Origin of the sequence: Vibrio sp. CDRSL-10 TSBA (assembly GCA_039696685.1) — a bacterium.
Classification (GTDB): domain Bacteria; phylum Pseudomonadota; class Gammaproteobacteria; order Enterobacterales; family Vibrionaceae; genus Vibrio.
In genome coordinates this window covers 1,617,615-1,637,079 of sequence record CP155566.1, presented here as the reverse complement: position 1 = coordinate 1,637,079, position 19,465 = coordinate 1,617,615, and the positions used below count along the sequence as shown (strand labels likewise).

General features: G+C 48.6%; 10 protein-coding genes and 7 pseudogenes. 7 read left to right on the top strand and 10 right to left on the bottom strand.

Translation table 11 applies throughout. The annotated features are described in order from the left end of the window. Positions 1 to 1,939: pseudogene (locus ABDK09_15110) on the top strand (alkaline phosphatase D family protein). Positions 1,940 to 2,160: 221 nt separating this feature from the next. Continuing rightward, a complete protein-coding gene (locus ABDK09_15105; protein XAW90669.1) occupies positions 2,161 to 2,604 on the top strand; it encodes a TerB family tellurite resistance protein in 444 nt (147 codons plus the stop codon). 207 nt (positions 2,605 to 2,811) lie between these two features. On the opposite strand, the gene ABDK09_15100 is transcribed toward ABDK09_15105, so the two are convergent. Continuing rightward, positions 2,812 to 3,342: a 3'-5' exonuclease gene (locus ABDK09_15100; protein ID XAW90668.1), complete on the bottom strand. Its 531-nt coding sequence runs from the start codon at positions 3,340 to 3,342 to the stop codon at positions 2,812 to 2,814. Positions 3,343 to 3,792: 450 nt separating this feature from the next. On the opposite strand from ABDK09_15100, the gene ABDK09_15095 reads away from it, so the two are divergent. From ABDK09_15095 to ABDK09_15085, 3 genes and pseudogenes are all read left to right on the top strand, one after another. Further along, the gene (locus tag ABDK09_15095) at positions 3,793 to 4,425 is read left to right on the top strand and encodes a DUF2760 domain-containing protein (protein ID XAW90667.1); all 633 of its coding nucleotides are present in this window, start codon (positions 3,793 to 3,795) and stop codon (positions 4,423 to 4,425) included. After that, positions 4,425 to 6,357 (top strand): annotated as a pseudogene (locus ABDK09_15090) (Hsp70 family protein). Before ABDK09_15095 ends, ABDK09_15090 begins: the two are co-directional and overlap by 1 nt. Positions 6,358 to 6,491: 134 nt before the next feature. Continuing rightward, a pseudogene (locus ABDK09_15085) lies at positions 6,492 to 9,306 on the top strand (Hsp70 family protein). Between the two features lie 132 nt (positions 9,307 to 9,438). Here ABDK09_15085 and ABDK09_15080 read toward each other — a convergent pair. Further along, positions 9,439 to 9,852: a GGDEF domain-containing protein gene (locus tag ABDK09_15080; GenBank protein XAW90666.1), complete on the bottom strand. Its 414-nt coding sequence runs from the start codon at positions 9,850 to 9,852 to the stop codon at positions 9,439 to 9,441. After that, complete coding sequence (locus ABDK09_15075; protein ID XAW90665.1) at positions 9,806 to 10,405, bottom strand: hypothetical protein; 600 nt, start codon at positions 10,403 to 10,405, stop codon at positions 9,806 to 9,808. Before ABDK09_15075 ends, ABDK09_15080 begins: the two co-directional genes overlap by 47 nt. A gap of 652 nt (positions 10,406 to 11,057) precedes the next feature. Between ABDK09_15075 and ABDK09_15070 the strand changes: the two are divergent. Next, a pseudogene (locus ABDK09_15070) lies at positions 11,058 to 11,607 on the top strand (hypothetical protein). Here ABDK09_15070 and ABDK09_15065 read toward each other — a convergent pair. From ABDK09_15065 to queE, 7 genes and pseudogenes are all read right to left on the bottom strand, one after another. Further along, the gene (locus ABDK09_15065) at positions 11,608 to 12,951 is read right to left on the bottom strand and encodes a diguanylate cyclase (GenBank protein XAW90664.1); all 1,344 of its coding nucleotides are present in this window, start codon (positions 12,949 to 12,951) and stop codon (positions 11,608 to 11,610) included. It lies immediately after the preceding pseudogene. Continuing rightward, positions 12,948 to 13,848 (bottom strand): annotated as a pseudogene (locus ABDK09_15060) (ABC transporter substrate-binding protein). Before ABDK09_15060 ends, ABDK09_15065 begins: the two are co-directional and overlap by 4 nt. Before the next feature lie 398 nt (positions 13,849 to 14,246). After that, a complete protein-coding gene (locus ABDK09_15055; protein ID XAW90663.1) occupies positions 14,247 to 14,471 on the bottom strand; it encodes a hypothetical protein in 225 nt (74 codons plus the stop codon). Between the two features lie 234 nt (positions 14,472 to 14,705). Beyond that, the gene (locus ABDK09_15050) at positions 14,706 to 15,467 is read right to left on the bottom strand and encodes a sensor domain-containing diguanylate cyclase (protein ID XAW90662.1); all 762 of its coding nucleotides are present in this window, start codon (positions 15,465 to 15,467) and stop codon (positions 14,706 to 14,708) included. Then, positions 15,433 to 16,458: a PAS domain-containing protein gene (locus ABDK09_15045; GenBank protein ID XAW90661.1), complete on the bottom strand. Its 1,026-nt coding sequence runs from the start codon at positions 16,456 to 16,458 to the stop codon at positions 15,433 to 15,435. Before ABDK09_15045 ends, ABDK09_15050 begins: the two co-directional genes overlap by 35 nt. Before the next feature lie 479 nt (positions 16,459 to 16,937). Further along, positions 16,938 to 17,630, bottom strand: coding sequence for a 7-cyano-7-deazaguanine synthase QueC (queC, locus tag ABDK09_15040; protein XAW90660.1), 693 nt, complete (start codon positions 17,628 to 17,630; stop codon positions 16,938 to 16,940). 10 nt (positions 17,631 to 17,640) lie between these two features. Then, positions 17,641 to 18,310 (bottom strand): annotated as a pseudogene (queE, locus tag ABDK09_15035) (7-carboxy-7-deazaguanine synthase QueE). 255 nt (positions 18,311 to 18,565) lie between these two features. Here queE and yidA point away from each other — a divergent pair. Then, positions 18,566 to 19,391, top strand: a pseudogene (gene yidA / locus ABDK09_15030) (sugar-phosphatase). The last annotated feature ends 74 nt before the right edge of the window (positions 19,392 to 19,465 follow it).

Below are 19,465 nucleotides of genomic sequence, written 5' to 3'. Positions count from 1 at the left end.
TTGACCCGATACCATCATCGCCGCTTACCCTTTGTCCTGGCAGGCCCCATCGTCAGAAAAGCGACTGCAAAAGAGCTGGTTATCTGGCTTGCCACCAGTCAGGCGCCCGAGGGCGAACTGCAACTTTACGATGAGCGCGCGAGCTCTGTACTCTCCCACTCGCTGACTTCCGGCGACAGTTATCAAATCGGCGCTCATGCATGGGTCACTCTTCTCCACATCCGACACGATTTTAACGTACCGGCCAAATACCAGTACGACATCACCACGCCGGACGGTCAGCTCAGCGAAACTGTGTGCCGAGCTGCTTTATGACGATGAAACCCGCTTTACTTTGTGGCTGAGTGGTCAGGCTGATTATGTGCTGCACGGCTCATGCCGCAACCCGCATCACTTCGCCAAAGACGCCCTGATTGTCGCCGATGAAAAAGTTGCCGCGCAGTTACCTGAGGAGCGTCCTCATTTACTGATGATGAGCGGCGATCAAATCTACGCCGATCACGTCGCCGGACCGACCCTTTTCGCGGTGCACAGCGTCATTGAGCGGCTGGGTCTTTATCACGAGAGCTTTGAGCCGTCATCGGTTAAAGATGGTAACGCACCCGTTAAAGACAGTCATGAGCTTTATCAGCATCCACACTGTTTCTACCAGCGCGATAAGCTGCTGCCCCATTCGATCGGCGAACAGCGCTTTTTTGACCGGGTGCTGCCACGTAAGCCCACCCCAATTTTCAGCTCTACCGATAACGATAATCACCTGATTAGCCTGGCCGAGTTCTTTGCCATGTATCTGCTGACCTGGTCACCGGTGTTATGGCAGGACATCGATTTTGATGAGGGCTCACGGCTGCAACTGGCCGAGACGGAGCATCAGATTCCGGCCGACAAACAACAGGAATGGCAATACGAACTGAAAAATATCCGGGTTTTCTATGCTGGACTGACACATACCAGGCGATTGCTGGCACACATTCCAACCTACATGATCTTTGATGATCATGATGTCACGGATGACTGGAATCTGACCGTCGGCTGGGAGCAAGCGGCCTACAGCAATGCGTTTTCCAAACGCATTATCGGTAACGCGCTGATCAGTTACTGGCTGTTCCAGGGCTGGGGCAACGAACCGGATAATTTTAATGACGAATTCCGTCAACTGGCACAGAAGTATTGTGCCCAGCCGGACAGCCGGCATCAGGATGAGTGGATTGATCATCTCTATCCGTTCGAAAAATGGCACTACACCACCGACACCACACCCAAAATGGTGGTGCTGGATACCCGCACCCGTCGCTGGCGCTCGGAGTCGCGCATGAACAAGCCTTCCGGCCTAATGGACTGGGAAGCCATGATGGAATTTCAGCAGGCGCTGCTCGATGAAGAAAAAGTGATTATTGTCTCCGCCGCCCCCATGTTCGGGGTGAAATTCATCGAGGCGCTGCAAAGGCTGATGACCTGGCTGGGTAAACCATTGGTGATTGACGCCGAAAACTGGATGGCGCACCCGGGCAGTGCCAATACACTGGTGAGTATTTTTACCCACACCAAAACACCATCCAATTACGTCATTTTGTCCGGTGATGTGCACTATTCGTTTGCGTATGATATCCAGCTGCGCTCACGCAAATCGAGCCCGAATATTTTCCAAATCACCTGCAGCGGTATTAAAAACCAATTCCCGGAACCCTTACTGTCGTTTTGTGACACGATGGACCGCGTACTGTACAGTCCGCGCTCACCGCTGAACTGGCTCACCAAACGTAAACGTCTCAAAATCAGGAAGCGAGCGCCAAGTACAGAAAAAATCAAACGATTAGTGAACTCAGCAGCCCTCGGGGAACTCAAACTAGATGAAAGTGGCAAACCGAGTTTGGTCTCTATCCTGACCAGCAGCGGCGAATCAATTGAGTTTGTACCGACCAAAGGCCGTCAAAAATAACTTATGTGCTCATCAACCCATCTCCAGGCACGACGGTTTACGTACAAAAGTTTATGGAGAAAGGTTTACGGACAAAAAATGTACGAACCCAATGTTGAAGTACGTACTCAATGTTGAAGGTTGAGAAAGAAAATCAGGTGTTTTATGGTCAAATCATCAAGACTCAGATAGTCAGACTCGAACCACCATCATCAAATCACAGCAAGATAAAAGGCTTCACTATGTTTAATGCGATCACATCCATGTTCAAACAACTGCTCGAAGGGCAGGATCTCAGCCAGCAGAAAACCAGCCCGAATCTGGCGATTGCCTGCCTGCTGAGTGAAGTGGCCGGTGCCGATCATCAAATTGACGAACAAGAGCAGCAAGCCAAACTGACGTTGTTAAAACGTTTACTCGATTTAGATCAGGAAGAAGCACAGCAACTTTTGACCCGTGCGGACGAGCAGATTAGCCACTCGGCATCGCTGTATGACTTTACCTCTCAATTACGTGAACTGACTCAGGATACGCGTTTTGAATTGATCAAAGCGATGTGGGAAGTGGCGCATGCCGATGGAGAAATCGACCCGTTAGAAGATGCGGTCATTCGCAAAGCGGCTGAACTGCTGTACGTTGATCACAGCCAGTTTATTCGAGCCAAGCTGATAGTAACCGGCGAGTAAGCGGATGACTCAGCCCTGATAAAAAAGCGCAGTGCCGAAGCACTGCGCTTTTGAGCTTTCTATTTTGTGTATCGGTTGATGCCCATCAAACCAAATAACGTTGTCAGCCTGAACTAACTGTAATCACCTTAGCGGCCAGCTATGACAATGCAATGACAAATGCATGAAAGCCTGGTTACACAGGAACAAGCATGGCCAAGAAACGGGTTACAGCATGACTAAGGCCAGCTTGGCCAGATTATAAGCATCAACGTAACCGGAGTGCTGGCGCCCTTCCCATTCAATGCCTTTCGCTTCCTGCGCAGCGCGGTGACCAATGCGTTTGTCTTTAAGACGATTCTGCATCCGGTACAAGGTTGCCAGATTGACAAATTCCTTAAACGGAACTTCAATGCCTTTTGCACGGCACTCGTTGATCAAAATCTGATCATCCCGGCCCCAGGAAGCATAGATCTTGTTGGTGCCGCCGAAATTTTTCACCATCGACTGGATTACAGCCGCCAGAGGACGTCCCTGCTTTTCAATTTTACGCGGGGTAATTCCGGTCAGTTCGACACAAAATAACGACACTTCGTCGTGCTCAGGTTTGACGTAATACTGCGCGCGTTTCACAATTTCACCGGCAGTCAAATCGATTTCAGCCAAACCGACTTCAATGATCTCACCCGTTGTACCGACTCCGTTTTCATTCCAACAGCACATTTCCAAATCGAAGCACACTACACGGTTATAGTTCATTGCCACATCTAGTCCCCAGTCGAAAATTCAAAGCGCGCTATGTTACCCAAGTCTGAGGTAAAACTCGACGCTCAATCGGCAATTTAATCTGCAATTGAGAGCCCGGCAGCCGCTCATGGCGAGTTTTTATACCAACTTGGTGGCCAATAGATCATCTTTCCGGTCGATACGCTCCCGCACAGTGACCTAAAATGGGTCATCACAACGTTGCGTTAAAGCTATGGAGGAACATCCAAGCCTTAGCGTGTCGCAATTAGCATCGCTTTGAGCATAAGTTTTGGTTAAAATTTAAGCCATCAAACCGGGAGGAAACGGAGATTCCGGCTTTTGTGCAAGCCTTATCCCTTGAATATGGTAATATCCGCCCTTATTTTTTACTAAATTCTGACTATTCTGTGCAATGAATATTGCAATCGTTCATTGCCTATACACATCTACAGAGATTTCATCATGAACTTCGATTTAAATATGATTCCAACGACCTTCGATATGCTTCATGCTGGTTTAACTGCCACAAGCGTTTTGCTGTTAATTGTGGCGGTAGCACGCAAGTCTAAAGTGATTGAAAAAGTGGTTGAAAAACCGGTTGAGAAGATCGTTGAAGTCGAGAAACCAGTCGAAAAGATTGTCGAAGTAGAGAAAGTGGTTGAAGTTGAAAAAGTGGTTGAGAAAGTGGTTGAGGTCGAGTCCAAACTGGCTACTGCGTCTACCGATTCGGCCATGCAGCTGCTCTCTCTGTTCCAGCAGGAAGCTCGCCTGATCGATTTCCTTCAAGAAGACGTTACCAGCTTCTCTGATGAAGAAGTGGGCGCTGCAGCTCGCGTGATCCACTCTGGCGGCCAAAAAGTACTGAAAGAATACGTGACCTTGTCACCTGTTCGTAGTGAAGAAGAAGAGTCACGCATAACTATCGCTGAAGGCTTCAACCCACAAGAAGTTCGTCTGACCGGCAATGTTACCGGCAATGCACCATTTACCGGTACTCTGGTTCACAAAGGCTGGAAAGCCGACGCGATGAGCCTGCCAAAACTGGCGCAAAACTACGATGCTTCAATCATTGCACCGGCAGAGGTGGAGCTGTAATGGAACATAATCAAGCCTCACAAGCACCAAAATACAGTGTTGGTATTGACCTGGGGACCACGCACTGCGTGTTGTCTTATGTCGATACCCAAAACGAAGACGCCCGCGTTGAAGTGATGGCGATTCCGCAAATGACCGCACCAGGCACAGTAGAAAACCGCATGCAGCTCGGTTCATTTTTGTACCAGCCGCATGAGCATGAAATGGCGCCTAATGCCCGCCGTCTGCCGTGGACAGAAGAGCCAAAAGCTCTGGTCGGTGCGATTGCCCGCAACCTGGGTGCCAAAACACCGATTCGCCTGGTTTCCAGCGCAAAATCCTGGTTGTGCCATGGCGGAGTAAACCGCCGTGACGCATTCCTGCCACAGGGGAGCCCGGAAGATGTGGCCAAGGTTTCGCCGCTACGCGCAACAGAGCTGTATCTTGCCCATCTGAAAGATGCGTGGAATCACCTGCATCCGCAACATGACCTGTCTGACCAGGACGTCACCATCACCGTACCGGCCTCTTTTGACCCGGCGGCGCGAGATTTAACTGCTGAGGCAGCACGCAATATCGGCCTCGCCCATCTGACCCTGCTGGAAGAGCCGCAAGCGGCGCTGTACAGTTGGATTGATAACAGCCAGGACAAATGGCGTGATCAAGTCAATGTCGGCGACGTCGTACTGGTGGTCGATATCGGCGGCGGTACCACTGACCTTTCGCTGGTCGAAGTCACAGAAGACGAAGGCAACCTGACCCTGAACCGTATCGCGGTCGGTGAGCACATCCTGCTTGGCGGTGACAACATGGATCTGGCGCTGGCCTATCGTCTGAAGATGAAACTGGCTCAGGAAGGCAAAGAGCTGCAACCGTGGCAGGTGCAGGCAATGACACACGCGTGTCGTGATGCCAAAGAAGCTCTGCTCAACGATGCTGAATTGCAGGCTGTACCGATTGTGGTACCTAGCCGTGGCTCAAAACTGATGGGGTCGACCCTGAAAACGGAACTGACTAAACAAGAAGTGCAGCAGACTCTGGTTGACGGCTTCTTCCCTCAGGTCAGCGTTGCCGACCATCCGGTACAACGCTCTCGCGGCGCTCTGACCCAGATGGGTCTGCCGTACGCGCAAGATGCCGGTATTACCCGTCACATCGCCGCGTTTCCTGGCCAAACAAGCCAATGCGCAAGGTCAGGCAAATTCAGAAGCCGCACCGTTTAACATGGCAGGTATTCCGGGTATGCCGGCAGCCAGTGCCAGTGTCGAGTTTATCAAACCGACTGCCATTCTGTTCAACGGCGGGGTATTGAAATCTGACCTGCTGGCACAACGTCTGCTCGGCACCATCAACCAATGGCTGGCCGATGCGGGCACTGCAGACGCTAAACGCCTGACCGGTCTGGACCTTGATTTGGCGGTTGCCAGTGGCGCGGCGTACTACGGCGCAGTGCGTCGTGGCCAGGGCGTACGTATCCGCGGCGGTATTGCCTCGGCTTATTACGTAGGTATTGAAAGCGCGATGCCGGCGATTCCGGGCATGGCGCCTCCGATGGAAGCACTGTGTGTGGCACCGTTCGGGATGGAAGAAGGGTCCGGCGCCGCTGTACCAGGTCAGGAATTTGGACTGGTGATCGGTCAGCCGGTCCACTTCCAGTTCTTTGGTTCCACCACTCGTCGCGAAGATGTGGCCGGGACTCACCTCGATTACTGGGCACCGGAAGAGCTTGAAGAGCTGCCTGAAATTCAGGTCACTCTGCCAGTTTCCGAAGGACGCCGCGAAGGCGAAGTTGTGCCGGTAACTCTGGCATCACGCGTCACCGAACTGGGTACCTTGTATCTGGAAGCCATCGCCTCTGACAATGGTCAGAAATGGCACGTTGAATTTGATGTGCGTGAAGGAAACGACGCGCAAGAGAGCAACGCGCAGAGTAGCGACGCTCAGCAGCAATAATGACAAACGGCACCTTTGCGGGTGCCGTTCATCTATCTCATACCCGCCCTTGAAAGTGGTCAGCCGTTAAGCGTATTCCCGCCGGCTGCCTTGAGTGTCCGCCTTCACCGTGCCGGGTCTACACGAGGTTAATCATGACAACTCCAAGTTTTCTTGTCGGGATCGATTTAGGCACCACCAATACGGTCGTGGCTTTTTGTGAACTTAGCGACGATCTCGAAAATGCGCCAGTCGAACTGTTTCCGATTGATCAGCTGATCGGCCCGGGTGAAGTCGTTCGTAAACCGCTGTTACCCTCTTTCCGCTATCATCCGGCACCGGGCCAGGTAGCCGGCAGCGATCAAACTCTGCCATGGGAACACGAACCGGTCGCCGGTGATTTCAACAACGTGATTGTCGGCGAATGGGCACGCGATCTGGGTGCTAAAGTCGAAGGCCGTCAGGTTTCCAGTGCCAAAAGCTGGCTGTCACATCAGGCTGTCGACCGTGAGCAGGAGATCCTGCCATGGGCTGGTGCCAGCGATGTCGATAAGGTATCGCCTGTCGTTGCCAGTGCCAGCTATCTTAATCATATTCGCCAAGCCTGGAATTATCGTCACCCCAGTAACCGCCTCGAGCATCAGGACGTCGTCGTGACCGTACCGGCCTCGTTTGATGAAACCGCGCGTAACCTGACTCTGCAAGCAGCAAAACTCGCCGGCCTGCATAATATCGTCCTGCTTGAGGAGCCTCAGGCGGTCTGTTACGACTGGTACGCGCGCCACAAAGCAACTGCCGCACAGCAGCTGGCCAATCTGCCGCTGATCCTGGTATGCGATGTCGGTGGGGGGACCACCGATCTCAGCCTGATTGAAGCCAAATTTGTCGAGGGCGAGCTAGCACTCAATCGTATCGGTGTTGGTGAGCACCTGATGCTTGGTGGTGACAACCTCGATCTGGCTTTGGCCCATCTGGCAGAATCACGCTTTAATCAGGGCAAAAAACTGACGGCTTCTGCACTGACTAAATTGATTCAGCAGACCCGCCAGGCCAAAGAAAACCTGCTGTCCTCCCGCGCACCGGAAACAGTTAAAATCACAATGCTGGGCAGTGGCTCTAAACTGCTCGGCGGCACGAAAAGCATTGCGTTAAGCAAGCAAGAAGTGCATCAGATTGCTCTGGACGGATTTTTTCCGATTTCCGATTTTGCCGAGTTGCCGGATAAGCGCCGCAGCGCGGTAGTCGAGTTCGGACTACCTTACGTTTCCGATCCGGCGATAAGCAAACATGTCGCGGAATTCCTGACTCAGCATCAGGCCGTCTCTTATGCTGCTCTGGGTGAGGCCGATACCCATTCACCCGCAATCCCGGTTGGCGTGCTGCTTAACGGTGGTGTGTTTAACAGCGAGCTGATTACCGGGCGTATGTTGCAGCTGTTGGAGCACTGGCGTGGTGAAGTCGTAACTCAACTGGATAACCCGCACCCCGACTGGTCTGTCGCGCTGGGAGCCGTTGCCTTCGGTAAGGCGCGACGCGGAGCCCAGCTTAAGATCGGCGGCGGTTCTGCCCGCTCCTATTTCCTGCACTTGCAAGAAAAGAACAACATGGGTAAAGCACTTTGTCTGCTTGCCAAAGGGACGGAAGAAGGTCAGGAAATCCGCCTGACCAGCCGCCGTTTTTCCCTCACACTGGGAGAAACCGGTGCGTTTTAATCTGCTGACCTCAACCCATGATGCGCTGACGGACAGCGTGGCGGTACAGAACGGGGTTTTGGTGGCAGTGAATCCGGATAAATTCCAGCCACTGCCCCCGTACATTACTACGTTACAGGGTGACGAAAGCATTCAATTGCACGCGAACCAGAAACAGCGGGTGGAAGTTCAGTTAGCCTGTCAGCTGACAGAGGTCGGGACACTGAAAATAGAATGTGTTTCGGTCGAAGACGAACAGCAGCGCTGGCTGATGGAGTTTGAAGTTCGCCACAGTAACCATGACGGCGACGATAATACACCGAAAACTAACCCACGCCTCGAGCAGGCACAGCAGTTGATCACAAAGACCTACAGCGGTAATAAGAGCAGTGCCGATGGCAACGCGATTAAAACCCTGAGCAAAGATCTCGATAAGTTGCTCGGCAAACGTGATGAGTGGGATTTTTACACACTGCGCAGTGTGTTTGATACCCTGGCACAGGGCCGTAAACGTCGCCGCCGTTCAGAGCAACATGAGAAAAACTGGCTGCGCCTGGCCGGATATACGCTGCGCCCGGGATTTGGTGACGTGACCGACAGCTGGCGCGTTGATCAAATCTGGAACCTGTACCAACAAGGTATTCAGTTCGCCAACCACCAGGGTTGGACCGACTGGTGGGTATTCTGGCGCCGTATCGCCGGCGGGCTCAATCAAGAACAACAGGAAACAATATTGGCGGATATCGCCAAATACCTCCATCCTGGTGCAGCCCGCAATCCGAAATCCGCAAAAGAAGCACAGGATAAAGGCTATGAAGCCATGGTGCGTCTGGCTGCGTCACTGGAACATCTGGATGTTGAGGACAAGGTGCTGTTGTGTACCTGGTTTATCAACAAAGCGCTGAATCAGACCCAGTTTGTCTCTGCCCACTGGTGGGCCGTGGGTCGTCTTGCTGCGCGTACTTTGTTGTACGGCAGTGCGCATAACGTTGTTTCCCGTGAGCAGGCCCAGCAATGGTTGCCAAAACTTCTGGCTGAAAACTGGCTGAAAGAACCGATGATAGCGTTTGCCGCGGTGATGATGTGCCGCAAGACCGGAGACCGGACACTGGATATTGCCGATGATTTACGTCATCAGGTACTGGATAAACTCAAGCAAAGCAAAGTGCCAGACTCCTGGATACATCTGGTAGAGGAAGTGACCGAGTTGGATGAAAATGAATCCAAACGGGTCTTTGGCGATGCGCTGCCAAGCGGTCTGACCCTGCTGCCGCACTGACCAGCAACAGGTAGAATCTGCAACGGTTAAACACCGGTGCAAATACAATAAAGCCGGAGCGGTATAACCCGTTCCGGCTTTATTGATCCCCAGGAGTTATCTATCTCATCCGGGCAATGCGAGTTTTAAGCACTAAACCAAAGAAACCAATCGGTTACGTCCGGTTTCTTTAGCATCATACAGCGCAATATCCGCCATCTTCAATGCACGTTGTAACTCACTCGAACGGCTGACTTCCGCAATCCCGATACTGACCGTCATCGCGATATCCAGATCACCCGCAATCAGATGATTCCAGCTCACTTCTCGGTGGAAATGCTCCAGCCGAAACTGATTGGTTGCCTGACGACCCGACAACATAATAATGAATTCCTCGCCGCCATAGCGTGCGACTAAATCACCTTTAAACTCGCGCGACAGAATGTCGGCAATGTGGCTCAGGGCCAGGTCACCGGCATCATGACCATAGCTGTCATTAACTTGTTTAAAGTGATCGACATCAACCAGGGCGATAGTCCAGGTTACTTGTACAATTATCCAGCTCACTGGTCGCCTGCTCCATGAAATAGCGCCGGTTATACAAACCGGTAAGCTCATCATGCACTGCGCGATAATGGTGCCACTCAATTTCGTCATAAAAGAAAAGAGATAAAATAGAACCGAGGCTGACAATGGTCAGCAAATTTTGGCCGACCAGAACACCACTTAGAAAATGAATTGTCGAATCAAACAGTTGATACAGTGTCGCCGGCAAAAAGACAAATAAACTGGAAAGAACCAAACAAAAAGTCAGCAGCTTTTCACCACCACTCTTTTTGTTCATATGGCGAAATGCAAACCAGGCACTGTAGAGATGGACCACAGAATAACTGGCAGCTGCAAGATTGACCCGCCACTCAAAATGTTGCGGGAAATTCTTCAGCAGCCAGAACTGAAATGCGGTGTACACGAAAGTATGCAACGCGGCAAATACAAACCATTTGCGGTTAGCCGGGTACTTAAACCAACTCATTACACCAAACAGCAGCATATAAGTGACGGCCTGGTAAAGAAAGTTGTTGCTTAATACAACCAGTTCAATCGAGACCCAGCCTCGCATTATGGTGGTACCGAAAGCAATTGAAAAACATAAAAAATAGGCGGCAAACCACCCTGCCGTCGACACTTTATGATTATTGAGCTTTCGTCTTGATAACAAAAGAAACAGACAAGCAATAACACTGCAAATGGTATTATTTAAAATGCTCGCCAGTTTTAGCACGTCAATATCGAGCAAAGTTATTCACTTCCATTTTTTACGAGACCAGGCTCGCAGTCATCAGTTTTAGCGTTGTTTTAATCGTTGGAACCGCACAAAAGCTGACTTTGGTAACAAAGTACCGACGTTAAGATTGCCCGCTAATATTAACCCATTTAATATGTATTGATAGTAATATTTTATTCAACAAGTCTGTTTTTTGTGCAATTAAGCCTCGCAATCCTGGTACAAAGCGTTGTAGAATATGCGCCCTCGCTTCATCACACAGTACAAAAAGTCGACGATTTACATACAGTATATGAAGCGGTATAACAGTTATTTCGTCTTGGCAGGAAAAATAATCAAGGCTTTGTCCTGGCTCAAGTTACCCGAGCTGAAAACGTTTTAATTTAAATTATGGCCTATCAGAAATACGGTGTGATGTTATCTGACGTCACAACCGCGGCAGATATGCCACAGTTATCTCTTCACTCGTTAGATTATTGTACAGTCAATGAATCAAGATAAATTTACTCATATCTATCGTCTGCCCGGATCGTTGCAAATCCGGATTGCCAAGTGGCAAGCGACGTTTAGAGGAACATCAGACATCGTTTCTGCATCATGCGCTGATTGAGCGTAATAAGCAGTATCAAAAACCGGGCTTTCTGCCCCGGGGATGGTGTTTGTCTCCGTTTTCTGAAGACGACATTTCAATTACCCATCACGGTAGTTATATTCAAACCACCATATTGACTATGCTGGATCGAAAAGTGGCCTATAAGCGAGTCTATTTATCACGTATGCCACTTGAACAAGCTGAACCTGCACTGCGTGCATTTAAGCTGGAATGGATGCACAAATACAATCGTGTTTTGAAAAAATACAACCAGATTAAAAAGAAAGAATTTCTCCAATTTGCACGCGAGGAAGTGGAAACACTCTACCCCTCTTTGCCGAAGGGAGAATTTGACCGTAACTTGTGGAATCGGTTGGTGATATCTGAGCTCGGACCGGAGAAAAAATTCTCTAATCCTTATTATGTTGTTAAAGCAGATTTTTGATCATCCGAGTTGAGAGCCATCGAAATTACGGTCGCACTTCAGTTGCGGACAAAAAAAATGGCTTCCGCTGGTTAATTTCGCCTGATACATAGCTTCATCGGCTAAACGTAACAGGTCAGCGATATCCTGGCTTTGGTCAGGATAGAGGCTGATACCGATACTCACACCAACCGATAGGCTTTCTCCGCCGATATCCATAGGCGCACTCAACTGCTTAATCAGCCGTTGTGTTTTTTCCGCAACACCCTCAAAGTCTTTGATTAAATTCAGACAAACCACGAATTCATCACCGCCCAGTCTGCCACTAAAATCAGACTCACGAATATTCGCTTCCAACCTGGTCGCGATTTGCGTCAGTACTTCGTCACCGACATCATGCCCTTTGCTGTCATTAATCTCTTTAAATTTATCCAGATCGATAAACAGCACCGCCAGTTTAACTTGTGTACGCTGGGCATGCACGATGGCCTCGTGCAGATGCTCCTTGAACGCTCTGCGGTTCAACATACCGGTCAGCGGATCTTTTTCCGAAAGGAATCGCAGCTGCTCTTTTTGTTGTTCAAGCTTAGCTGTCTGTCTGGCGACCTCTTGCTGCAACTCCTCACGCGTGACAATCGAATTTCGCAAAGATTCTTTCATTCTGTTAAAGAAATGCGCCAGGGCAACAAACTCAGAATCTTGCTGTTTTAACACCAGTTGACTGGACAAATCCCCTTGCGCCAGCTCAGTAATGCCCTCTTTAAACGCTGCAAAACCCGCTTTCACCCGTTTGAGAATTAAAAATGCAACGACACAGACCACGATGCCAAACACCAATAAATGAATCGCACTGAGCATTAATGATGAATGTTGATTATCGGCACTTTGAGTAAGCACGACCTTTTGCAAGTAAAGCAGCTCTTCCGTCATATCCTGCACCAACATGTTGTACCTGGAATGAAGAAGCTCACTGGAACCAATAAAAGATGCACTACTCCTGTGCTGTTCACTAAGACCCAGGCCCAGAGCGCGTTCTTTCTCCAGTAACGCCGCCAGGCTGTCATTCATGCGCGTCAGATTATTGATGTTAGTGGAGAGCCCGGACTGACTGGCTAATTTTTGCGCCAGATTTTGCTGAGCAATGTAAACTTGCTCCAGACTGTTTGCGTCATCGTACTGCAGAAATATCCATAACTGGCTGCGAAGCATGTCTACGCTGCGTTGGATCCGCATTATCTGTTTCAGTTCTTCATGGGTGTTATCTTGCTCCTGATGCAGATTGTCGAGTGAAACTGCAATTAAAACCACCAGCATGGCCGTGGCACAAAATAATAAAGTCAGTTTACGCGAGACAGAATTAATCATTTAAAAGACACCTCTGTCTGCAACACCCGCTCAAGTGGTTCAGATGAAAAATATTTCCGGTAATCGGGAAGGGTCCCTTTGACCAGCTTATTTTCAATCGCCCATCGAGCCTGAAGCTGAATATTAGACAATAGCGCGTTCCCTAAAGAAAGTCGGAACGCATAATCCTGCCATGACCATTCAAGCTGGTGAATGGGCACATTCAAATCTTTAGCCACCCACTGCCTTGATTCGGCTGGATTGTCATGTATCCAGGCTATCGCTTGTTTAAGCGCTTGCAGCAAAGCGACTGAATGCGCCGCTGAGTGTTGAGCACTCTCCTTCATCGCCATCAGGTTAAAAGAAAGGTTATAAATTCCTACAACACCTAAATTTATTAAGTCAGAAGCAGAGGTCATTTCTGTGCGATAACCCCACGGTTTCCCAAACCGAGATGGCATCGACATTAAAACCAAACAGAGCCTGATTCAGTTGATCGGGGCTCAAATACACTTTTTCCAGCGGCATTTCTTTAAGATTATTAGCAATCAGGATGGAGTCAAAATAAAACTCGCTCGCGCTGGCCTTTACCAAACCAACCCTTTTACCGGCTAAATCACTGAGCTTGGACACTCCACGGTTGGGAACCGTCAGCAACTTTAAATCGTTATCGGAGCTGACGAAACTGGCCAGCAAAACAAAGTCACTGCGTTCAAAGCTTTTGAACATAGCAACCGATTCTGATGCTGTCGCATAATCGACTGCTCCGGAAAACAGTGCCTCAGCACATTGCACGCCGCCACTGCAGGGTACCAGCACAACATTCAGCCCCTGTTGCTCAAATAAGTTCAACTGGTCGGCGATAAAAAATGGTGCAGACAGAGGTGTTTGAGAAACCGCAATGGTTATAGTCGGCATCTGAGCAGATGACGAGACTTTGCCATCACGCCAAAAGAAATAGGCAAACCCAACGATGATAAACGACGCGCATGTGCAGACTAAAATAAGCGACTTTAAGCCTGAAAATTTACTACTCATCCAACCCTGCCTCTGACAAATTTTGTTTTTAGTTATGTTGGCCCTAAGTAGCAGTGTAGCTGGTTATTTGTGAACTGTGAGCAATAATCTTCACAAACATTTGCAGTTTTTTGTCGCATTAATATAACGTCAATAATGTTTATTCAGGTTATTGAAAAATAGATAAAAAAAAGCGCCACTTATAGTATGGCGCTCTATATATCTTTAATTTTCATCATCTTAAATAGATGATTTATTTATCAAATTAACAAAATACTTCATCATACAGGTATCAATCATTAATGCTGTACGTCATTTGAGTGATTACCAAATTCAACCTGTTGATAAATATCTGCGAACGTTTTCGAGCTTGATGAGACATGTTTACGACGTCGTTGCGGCTCAAACTCCTGTTCAACCTGTTTGAGCGTTTGTTCATGCTCTTTTGCTGACTCAATAAATTCAGGATCGGACATCGCCTTTTGGCGCAGGCGGTTGACGCGTTCGAGTGTATCCCAAAACATAAACACCTCCTTTACCACTGTGTATACATACAGACTAGTAAAGCAGTATGGGAAGTCAAGAAGCACTGTTCATTTAAACAGTGATGCAGCTGTAAGGTTTTCAATACAAAAGACAAAAACTGTAAATTTTCGCAAAAATTGAAGACAGCACAGACTCGACTAACTATCTACTCACACCATAACCTACTGTGCACATTTATCTAGTGGACATAATTACCTAATAAACATAATTGCCTAATGAACACAATTACGACCGCTGGCTTTGCCACGATACAGCGCACGATCCGCCTCTTTCAACAACTCAAACGAATCCTGAACGCCGCTGCTACTGGTCGCGACACCCAGTGTGATGGTAATTTTAATTTCTTGCCCGTGATAACGTACCGTAAAGCCTTGCACCAGCTTCCTTAACTTGTTGGCTATCGACAGCGCAGACGCATAATCAGTGTTAGGCAACATAATATTGAACTCTTCCCCACCCATTCTGGCCAGAGTGTCATAAGGGCGAATGTGCTGTCTCAGGTGCCCAGTGACCTGTTGCAACACAGCATCCCCGGCATCATGACCATATTTATCATTAACCTGTTTAAAGAAATCAAAGTCGACAGCCAAAATCGAAACAGGTTGCTTCTCGCGCACACTACGTTGCAGTTCATCATGTAATTCTTGAATGAAATAACGCCGATTGTACGCCCCGGTCAATGCATCAGTCGTCGATTCTTTTTTAAGCTGTAGCTCGAGCTCCTTTTTCTCAGAAATATCGATAATTTGGCCAGACCAAATCACTTTACCTTCACTGGAGGGTGTCGGAATAGAATGGCCATACAACCAATGCAATTTACCGTCAATCTCTACCCTGAATTCGCATTTCCAATCTTCCAGAGTCTCTTTAGATTGCAAAGCACTGGCACGCACCCTCTCTACATCTTCCGGATAAATAGCATCAAAAACAGCGGTAGAATCAACCGCAGCTTCCTCTGGAGTAACGCCAAACATATCCTTCAATTTCTGGCTGGCATATGGAAAACGACTGGTTTCCATCCGGCAAGTATTCAAATTGGTATAAGACAGCAGGTGATACTTTCGCTAACGACTGAAGATGGTTGTTTAATGATACAAAGTCCGTGATATCAATGATTGACCCCAATACGGACGGACCGCGACTATAATGAGAGTTCATGATTCGCGCGCGATCGGCAAGCCAGATGTAGCGACCATCAGCACAACGGAAACGATACTCACATTCCAGAATCGAATCATCACCCCGGGAACGCCATTCTGCAACTCTTTGATTATAGTCAGAAACATCTTCAGGGTGAATATGATTACGCCACCAATACGCCCGGTTCATAATCTCCTCATGGCGGTAGTTCAGTAACCCCTCGACGCCCTGGGTGATGAACTGAACCTGTTCATCATCATCTGCAGACATCTTGTAAATAACTGCCGGACACAAGTCCATGATCATGTTGAGATCATGACTGAGCAGTTCATTCTGAGTCTGAATCAATTTATAACCGGTGATATCTATGTGTGCGCCAAGTATCCATTCAGGTTCACCTTGCGTCGTGAAAGAAACGATTCGCCCGTAATCGCGTACCCAGACCCAGTGACCGTCTTTGTGACGCATGCGGACTTCGCATTCATAAAAAGGAATCTCGCCGTTAAAATGCGCCTCAAGTGCCTGTTGAGACAATTTAAGGTCATCAGAGTGAGCCAGTTTGGTCCAGGTATCGATATCTGTCGGTTCAAGCTCAGGAAGGTGATAACCAACAATTTCCGCCCAGCGGTCATTAAACCGGGTCTCACCGGTTTGTACATTCCACTCCCAACTGGCTATCTGGGCACAATCCAGCACGTGTTTCATGCGCTGGATACGCAAAACAGAGGGGTGTGCCGTATCTTCGAAACTGAAGCAGAAATTGAGGATGACTTTGAAACTCTGTGCTTTTAAGAGTTGAAATGATCCCGGTATAGAAAATGCCATCAATCACTGATGTCACCTGCAAGGGTTCAACAGAAGGAAAATAAGCCTGTATCTCTTCAATAGCCAACGGCTCTTCACTACCAGTGGCAGTGAGATTGAGTTGGGACAAAGGCCCGCATGAGCCAAATTCGTTGGGAGAAAAACTCAGCAAATCTCCCGTCCAAGTGAACAGCAGCGTTATTGTTCCTTTCACAGCAAGGTTCCTACTTAGCCACTTATTGTTACTTTTATCTATAGTAGTGTAGAAACCTGTAAAACTCATACGAATGCTGTGCTGAATGATGCTAATTTTGCCAACTCTTTCACATTCTCATATTGGAAACAAAGTCACATCTTCTATCAACAAACCATGCAAAAAATTCAAACCAAAAACAACGGGCCGATACCTTGCCTGCAAAGATATCAGCCCGTTACTGTGTTTAAATTGTCTTGCGACTTGCCGACGCAGTTTACCTGCTGCTTCTGCTTACTGATCCTGTTTACTTAGTCTTCTGTTTACTGACCAGAGCCGCCATGACCGCGTTACGATTTTCAAGGTAATCATTCAGTCCCGCTTTACGCAGATGACAAGACGGGCAATCACCACAGCCGTCACCGATAATACCGTTGTAGCACGTCAGTGTTTCATTGCGTACCAGTTCCAGCGCGTCATTCTGGTCGGCCATCGCCCAGGTTTCCGCCTTATTTAGCCACATCAGAGGCGTGCGGATCTCCAGCTCACGATCCATGCCCTGCACTAATGCGCTGTTCATCGCTTTAACGAAATCGTTACGGCAATCAGGGTAACCAGAAAAATCAGTCTCACACACGCCGGTGATCACGGTTTGTGCGCCGATTTGATAAGCATAGATGCCCGCTAAAGTGAGAAACAGGATGTTGCGACCTGGCACAAACGAGTTTGGCAGACCATTTTCCTGCAATTCATGGGACACCGGAATATCATCGCGGGTCAGGGAGCTGATCGCCAGTTCATTGAGCAAACCCACATCCATGACTTTATGTGCGGCGACACCCAGTTTCTTTGCCAGTGCCTGAGCAACTTCAATCTCCAGCTTATGGCGCTGACCATAATCAAAGGTAATCGCATGGACTTCATCGAATTCCTTAAGTGCCTGGACCAGACAAGTCGTTGAATCCTGACCACCACTAAAGACGACAACTGCTTTTTTCATGAAATTCACCTTATGCAATGCTGAGATATTTGTGAGTTTGAACAGATAACCGCCAGTTCCGCGCAATACAGGCGTCGATACACAGTTGGGTTGCGCGTGGTTTCTGGCTGATCGGCTGCAGTGCAATCACTGTTGATGACGGAAACGTCAGCACGTGCAAGCAGCTCTTCGAGATTGGTGATGTCTTTTTCAGTCGCCACCGGATGCTTAATTTCATTGGCACGCAGCAGCGCCGAATCCACGACCGGAAGTTTACCTTTCATCGCTACTTTAGGTGACACTGTCACCCAGGTATCAGCACTAGCTTGGACTTCAAACGTACCGCTGGTTTCAATCTGGCAACGACAACCAATCTGCTCAAACGCCTGTGTTAAAGGCACCAGATCGTAAATGCAAGGCTCGCCGCCGGTGATAACGATATGTTTAGCCGAGTACCCCTGTGAACGATAACGCTCGATGATCTGCTGAGCTGATGCGCTGCACCAGGTAGGATTGTCTTCGGTTTTTACCAAAATTTCATCAAAGGAACGCTCTTCGACAGGCGTTGCATCCCAAGTCTGTTTGGTATCACACCAAGCACAACCCACAGGACATTCTTGCAGACGAACAAATACTGCAGGAACGCCGGTGAATACACCTTCGCCCTGGATCGTCTCAAACATTTCATTCACTTTATACAAGGTAATTTTGCCTAAACTTGCTAACTAAAAATTGCAGGTCGCTGACCTTAAAGTATGCGTCGATGAAGGTCAATTCAAAACACTGCTGCGATCACAAAAATCATGGGATTAACTGGAGTGGTTTATGCTCAGCAATCCATATCAAGGGTTCAAAAAACAGACTGAGTTTCGCGGTTCATTTTCATTCAAAACGCGCATTATGTCATATTTTAGGTATAATCTGGCGTTTGGACAGGTAAAGAATTTAGGTAAGACATGTATAAACTGATTGCGCTCGATATGGATGGCACCCTTCTTAACAGCCAGAAGCAAATTTCCCCACGTACCAAACAGGTGATCACTCAGGCTCGTGAGCAAGGCATTCGTGTTGTGCTGGCGTCAGGCCGTCCAATTGATGGTATCCGTAGCAAACTTGAAGAGCTGGACATCCGTTCCGAGGACGACTATGTCCTGCATTATAACGGCTCGATCGTTGAAAACGTGGCGACTGGTGAGGTTATTTATCAGCAAATCCTGACTGGAAAAGACGCTAAAGCGGTTGCTCGCCTGGCTAAAGAAATGGGCGTAAACACGCATGCATTCAGTAAGGTACATGGCCTTATTACGCCGAAGAACAGCAAATTCACTGAAGTGGAAGCCGAAATTAATGGTGTCACTATCACTGAGATGGATTTCGAACTACTGGAAGATGATCACCCGATCATCAAAACCATGATCGTCGCTGAGCCTGAGCTGCTCAACAAAACCATTGCGAATCTGCCGCCGCAAATGCGCGAGCAGTATACTGTCGTGCAGAGCGCAGCCTACTTCCTGGAGTTTCCTCAACACCGCCAGCAACAAAGGCGTGGGCGTGAAAGCGATTGCCGACCATATTGGCATCCCTGCAGAACAGGTGATTTGTATGGGTGATGCAGAAAATGATCACCATATGCTTAAATATGCCGGCCTGGGAATCGCGATGGCTAACGCAATGGAAGAGACCAAAAAAATCGCCGACTATATCACTCTGAGCAACGATGAAGATGGTGTTGCAGCAGCGATTGAGAAGTTTGCGCTTAACAAAGAAGTCTGCGAAGCATAAGGCTATCAACGGCTGTCTCAAAACCAGAAAAATTAAGGCGGGGTGATTCCCCGCCTTTTTATTCGGCCTTCAGC

Excerpts from the sequence above, each read along its gene's own strand:
- queC (XAW90660.1), bottom strand. The coding sequence starts at position 17,630 with ATGAAAAAAGCAGTTGTCGTCTTTAGTGGTGGTCAGGATTCAACGACT.
- ABDK09_15065 (XAW90664.1), bottom strand. The coding sequence starts at position 12,951 with ATGATTAATTCTGTCTCGCGTAAACTGACTTTATTATTTTGTGCCACG.
- ABDK09_15045 (XAW90661.1), bottom strand. The coding sequence starts at position 16,458 with ATGGCATTTTCTATACCGGGATCATTTCAACTCTTAAAAGCACAGAGT.
- ABDK09_15050 (XAW90662.1), bottom strand. The coding sequence starts at position 15,467 with ATGTTTGGCGTTACTCCAGAGGAAGCTGCGGTTGATTCTACCGCTGTT.
- ABDK09_15075 (XAW90665.1), bottom strand. The coding sequence starts at position 10,405 with ATGCGAGGCTGGGTCTCGATTGAACTGGTTGTATTAAGCAACAACTTT.
- ABDK09_15100 (XAW90668.1), bottom strand. The coding sequence starts at position 3,342 with ATGAACTATAACCGTGTAGTGTGCTTCGATTTGGAAATGTGCTGTTGG.
- ABDK09_15055 (XAW90663.1), bottom strand. The coding sequence starts at position 14,471 with ATGTTTTGGGATACACTCGAACGCGTCAACCGCCTGCGCCAAAAGGCG.
- ABDK09_15105 (XAW90669.1), top strand. The coding sequence starts at position 2,161 with ATGTTTAATGCGATCACATCCATGTTCAAACAACTGCTCGAAGGGCAG.
- ABDK09_15095 (XAW90667.1), top strand. The coding sequence starts at position 3,793 with ATGAACTTCGATTTAAATATGATTCCAACGACCTTCGATATGCTTCAT.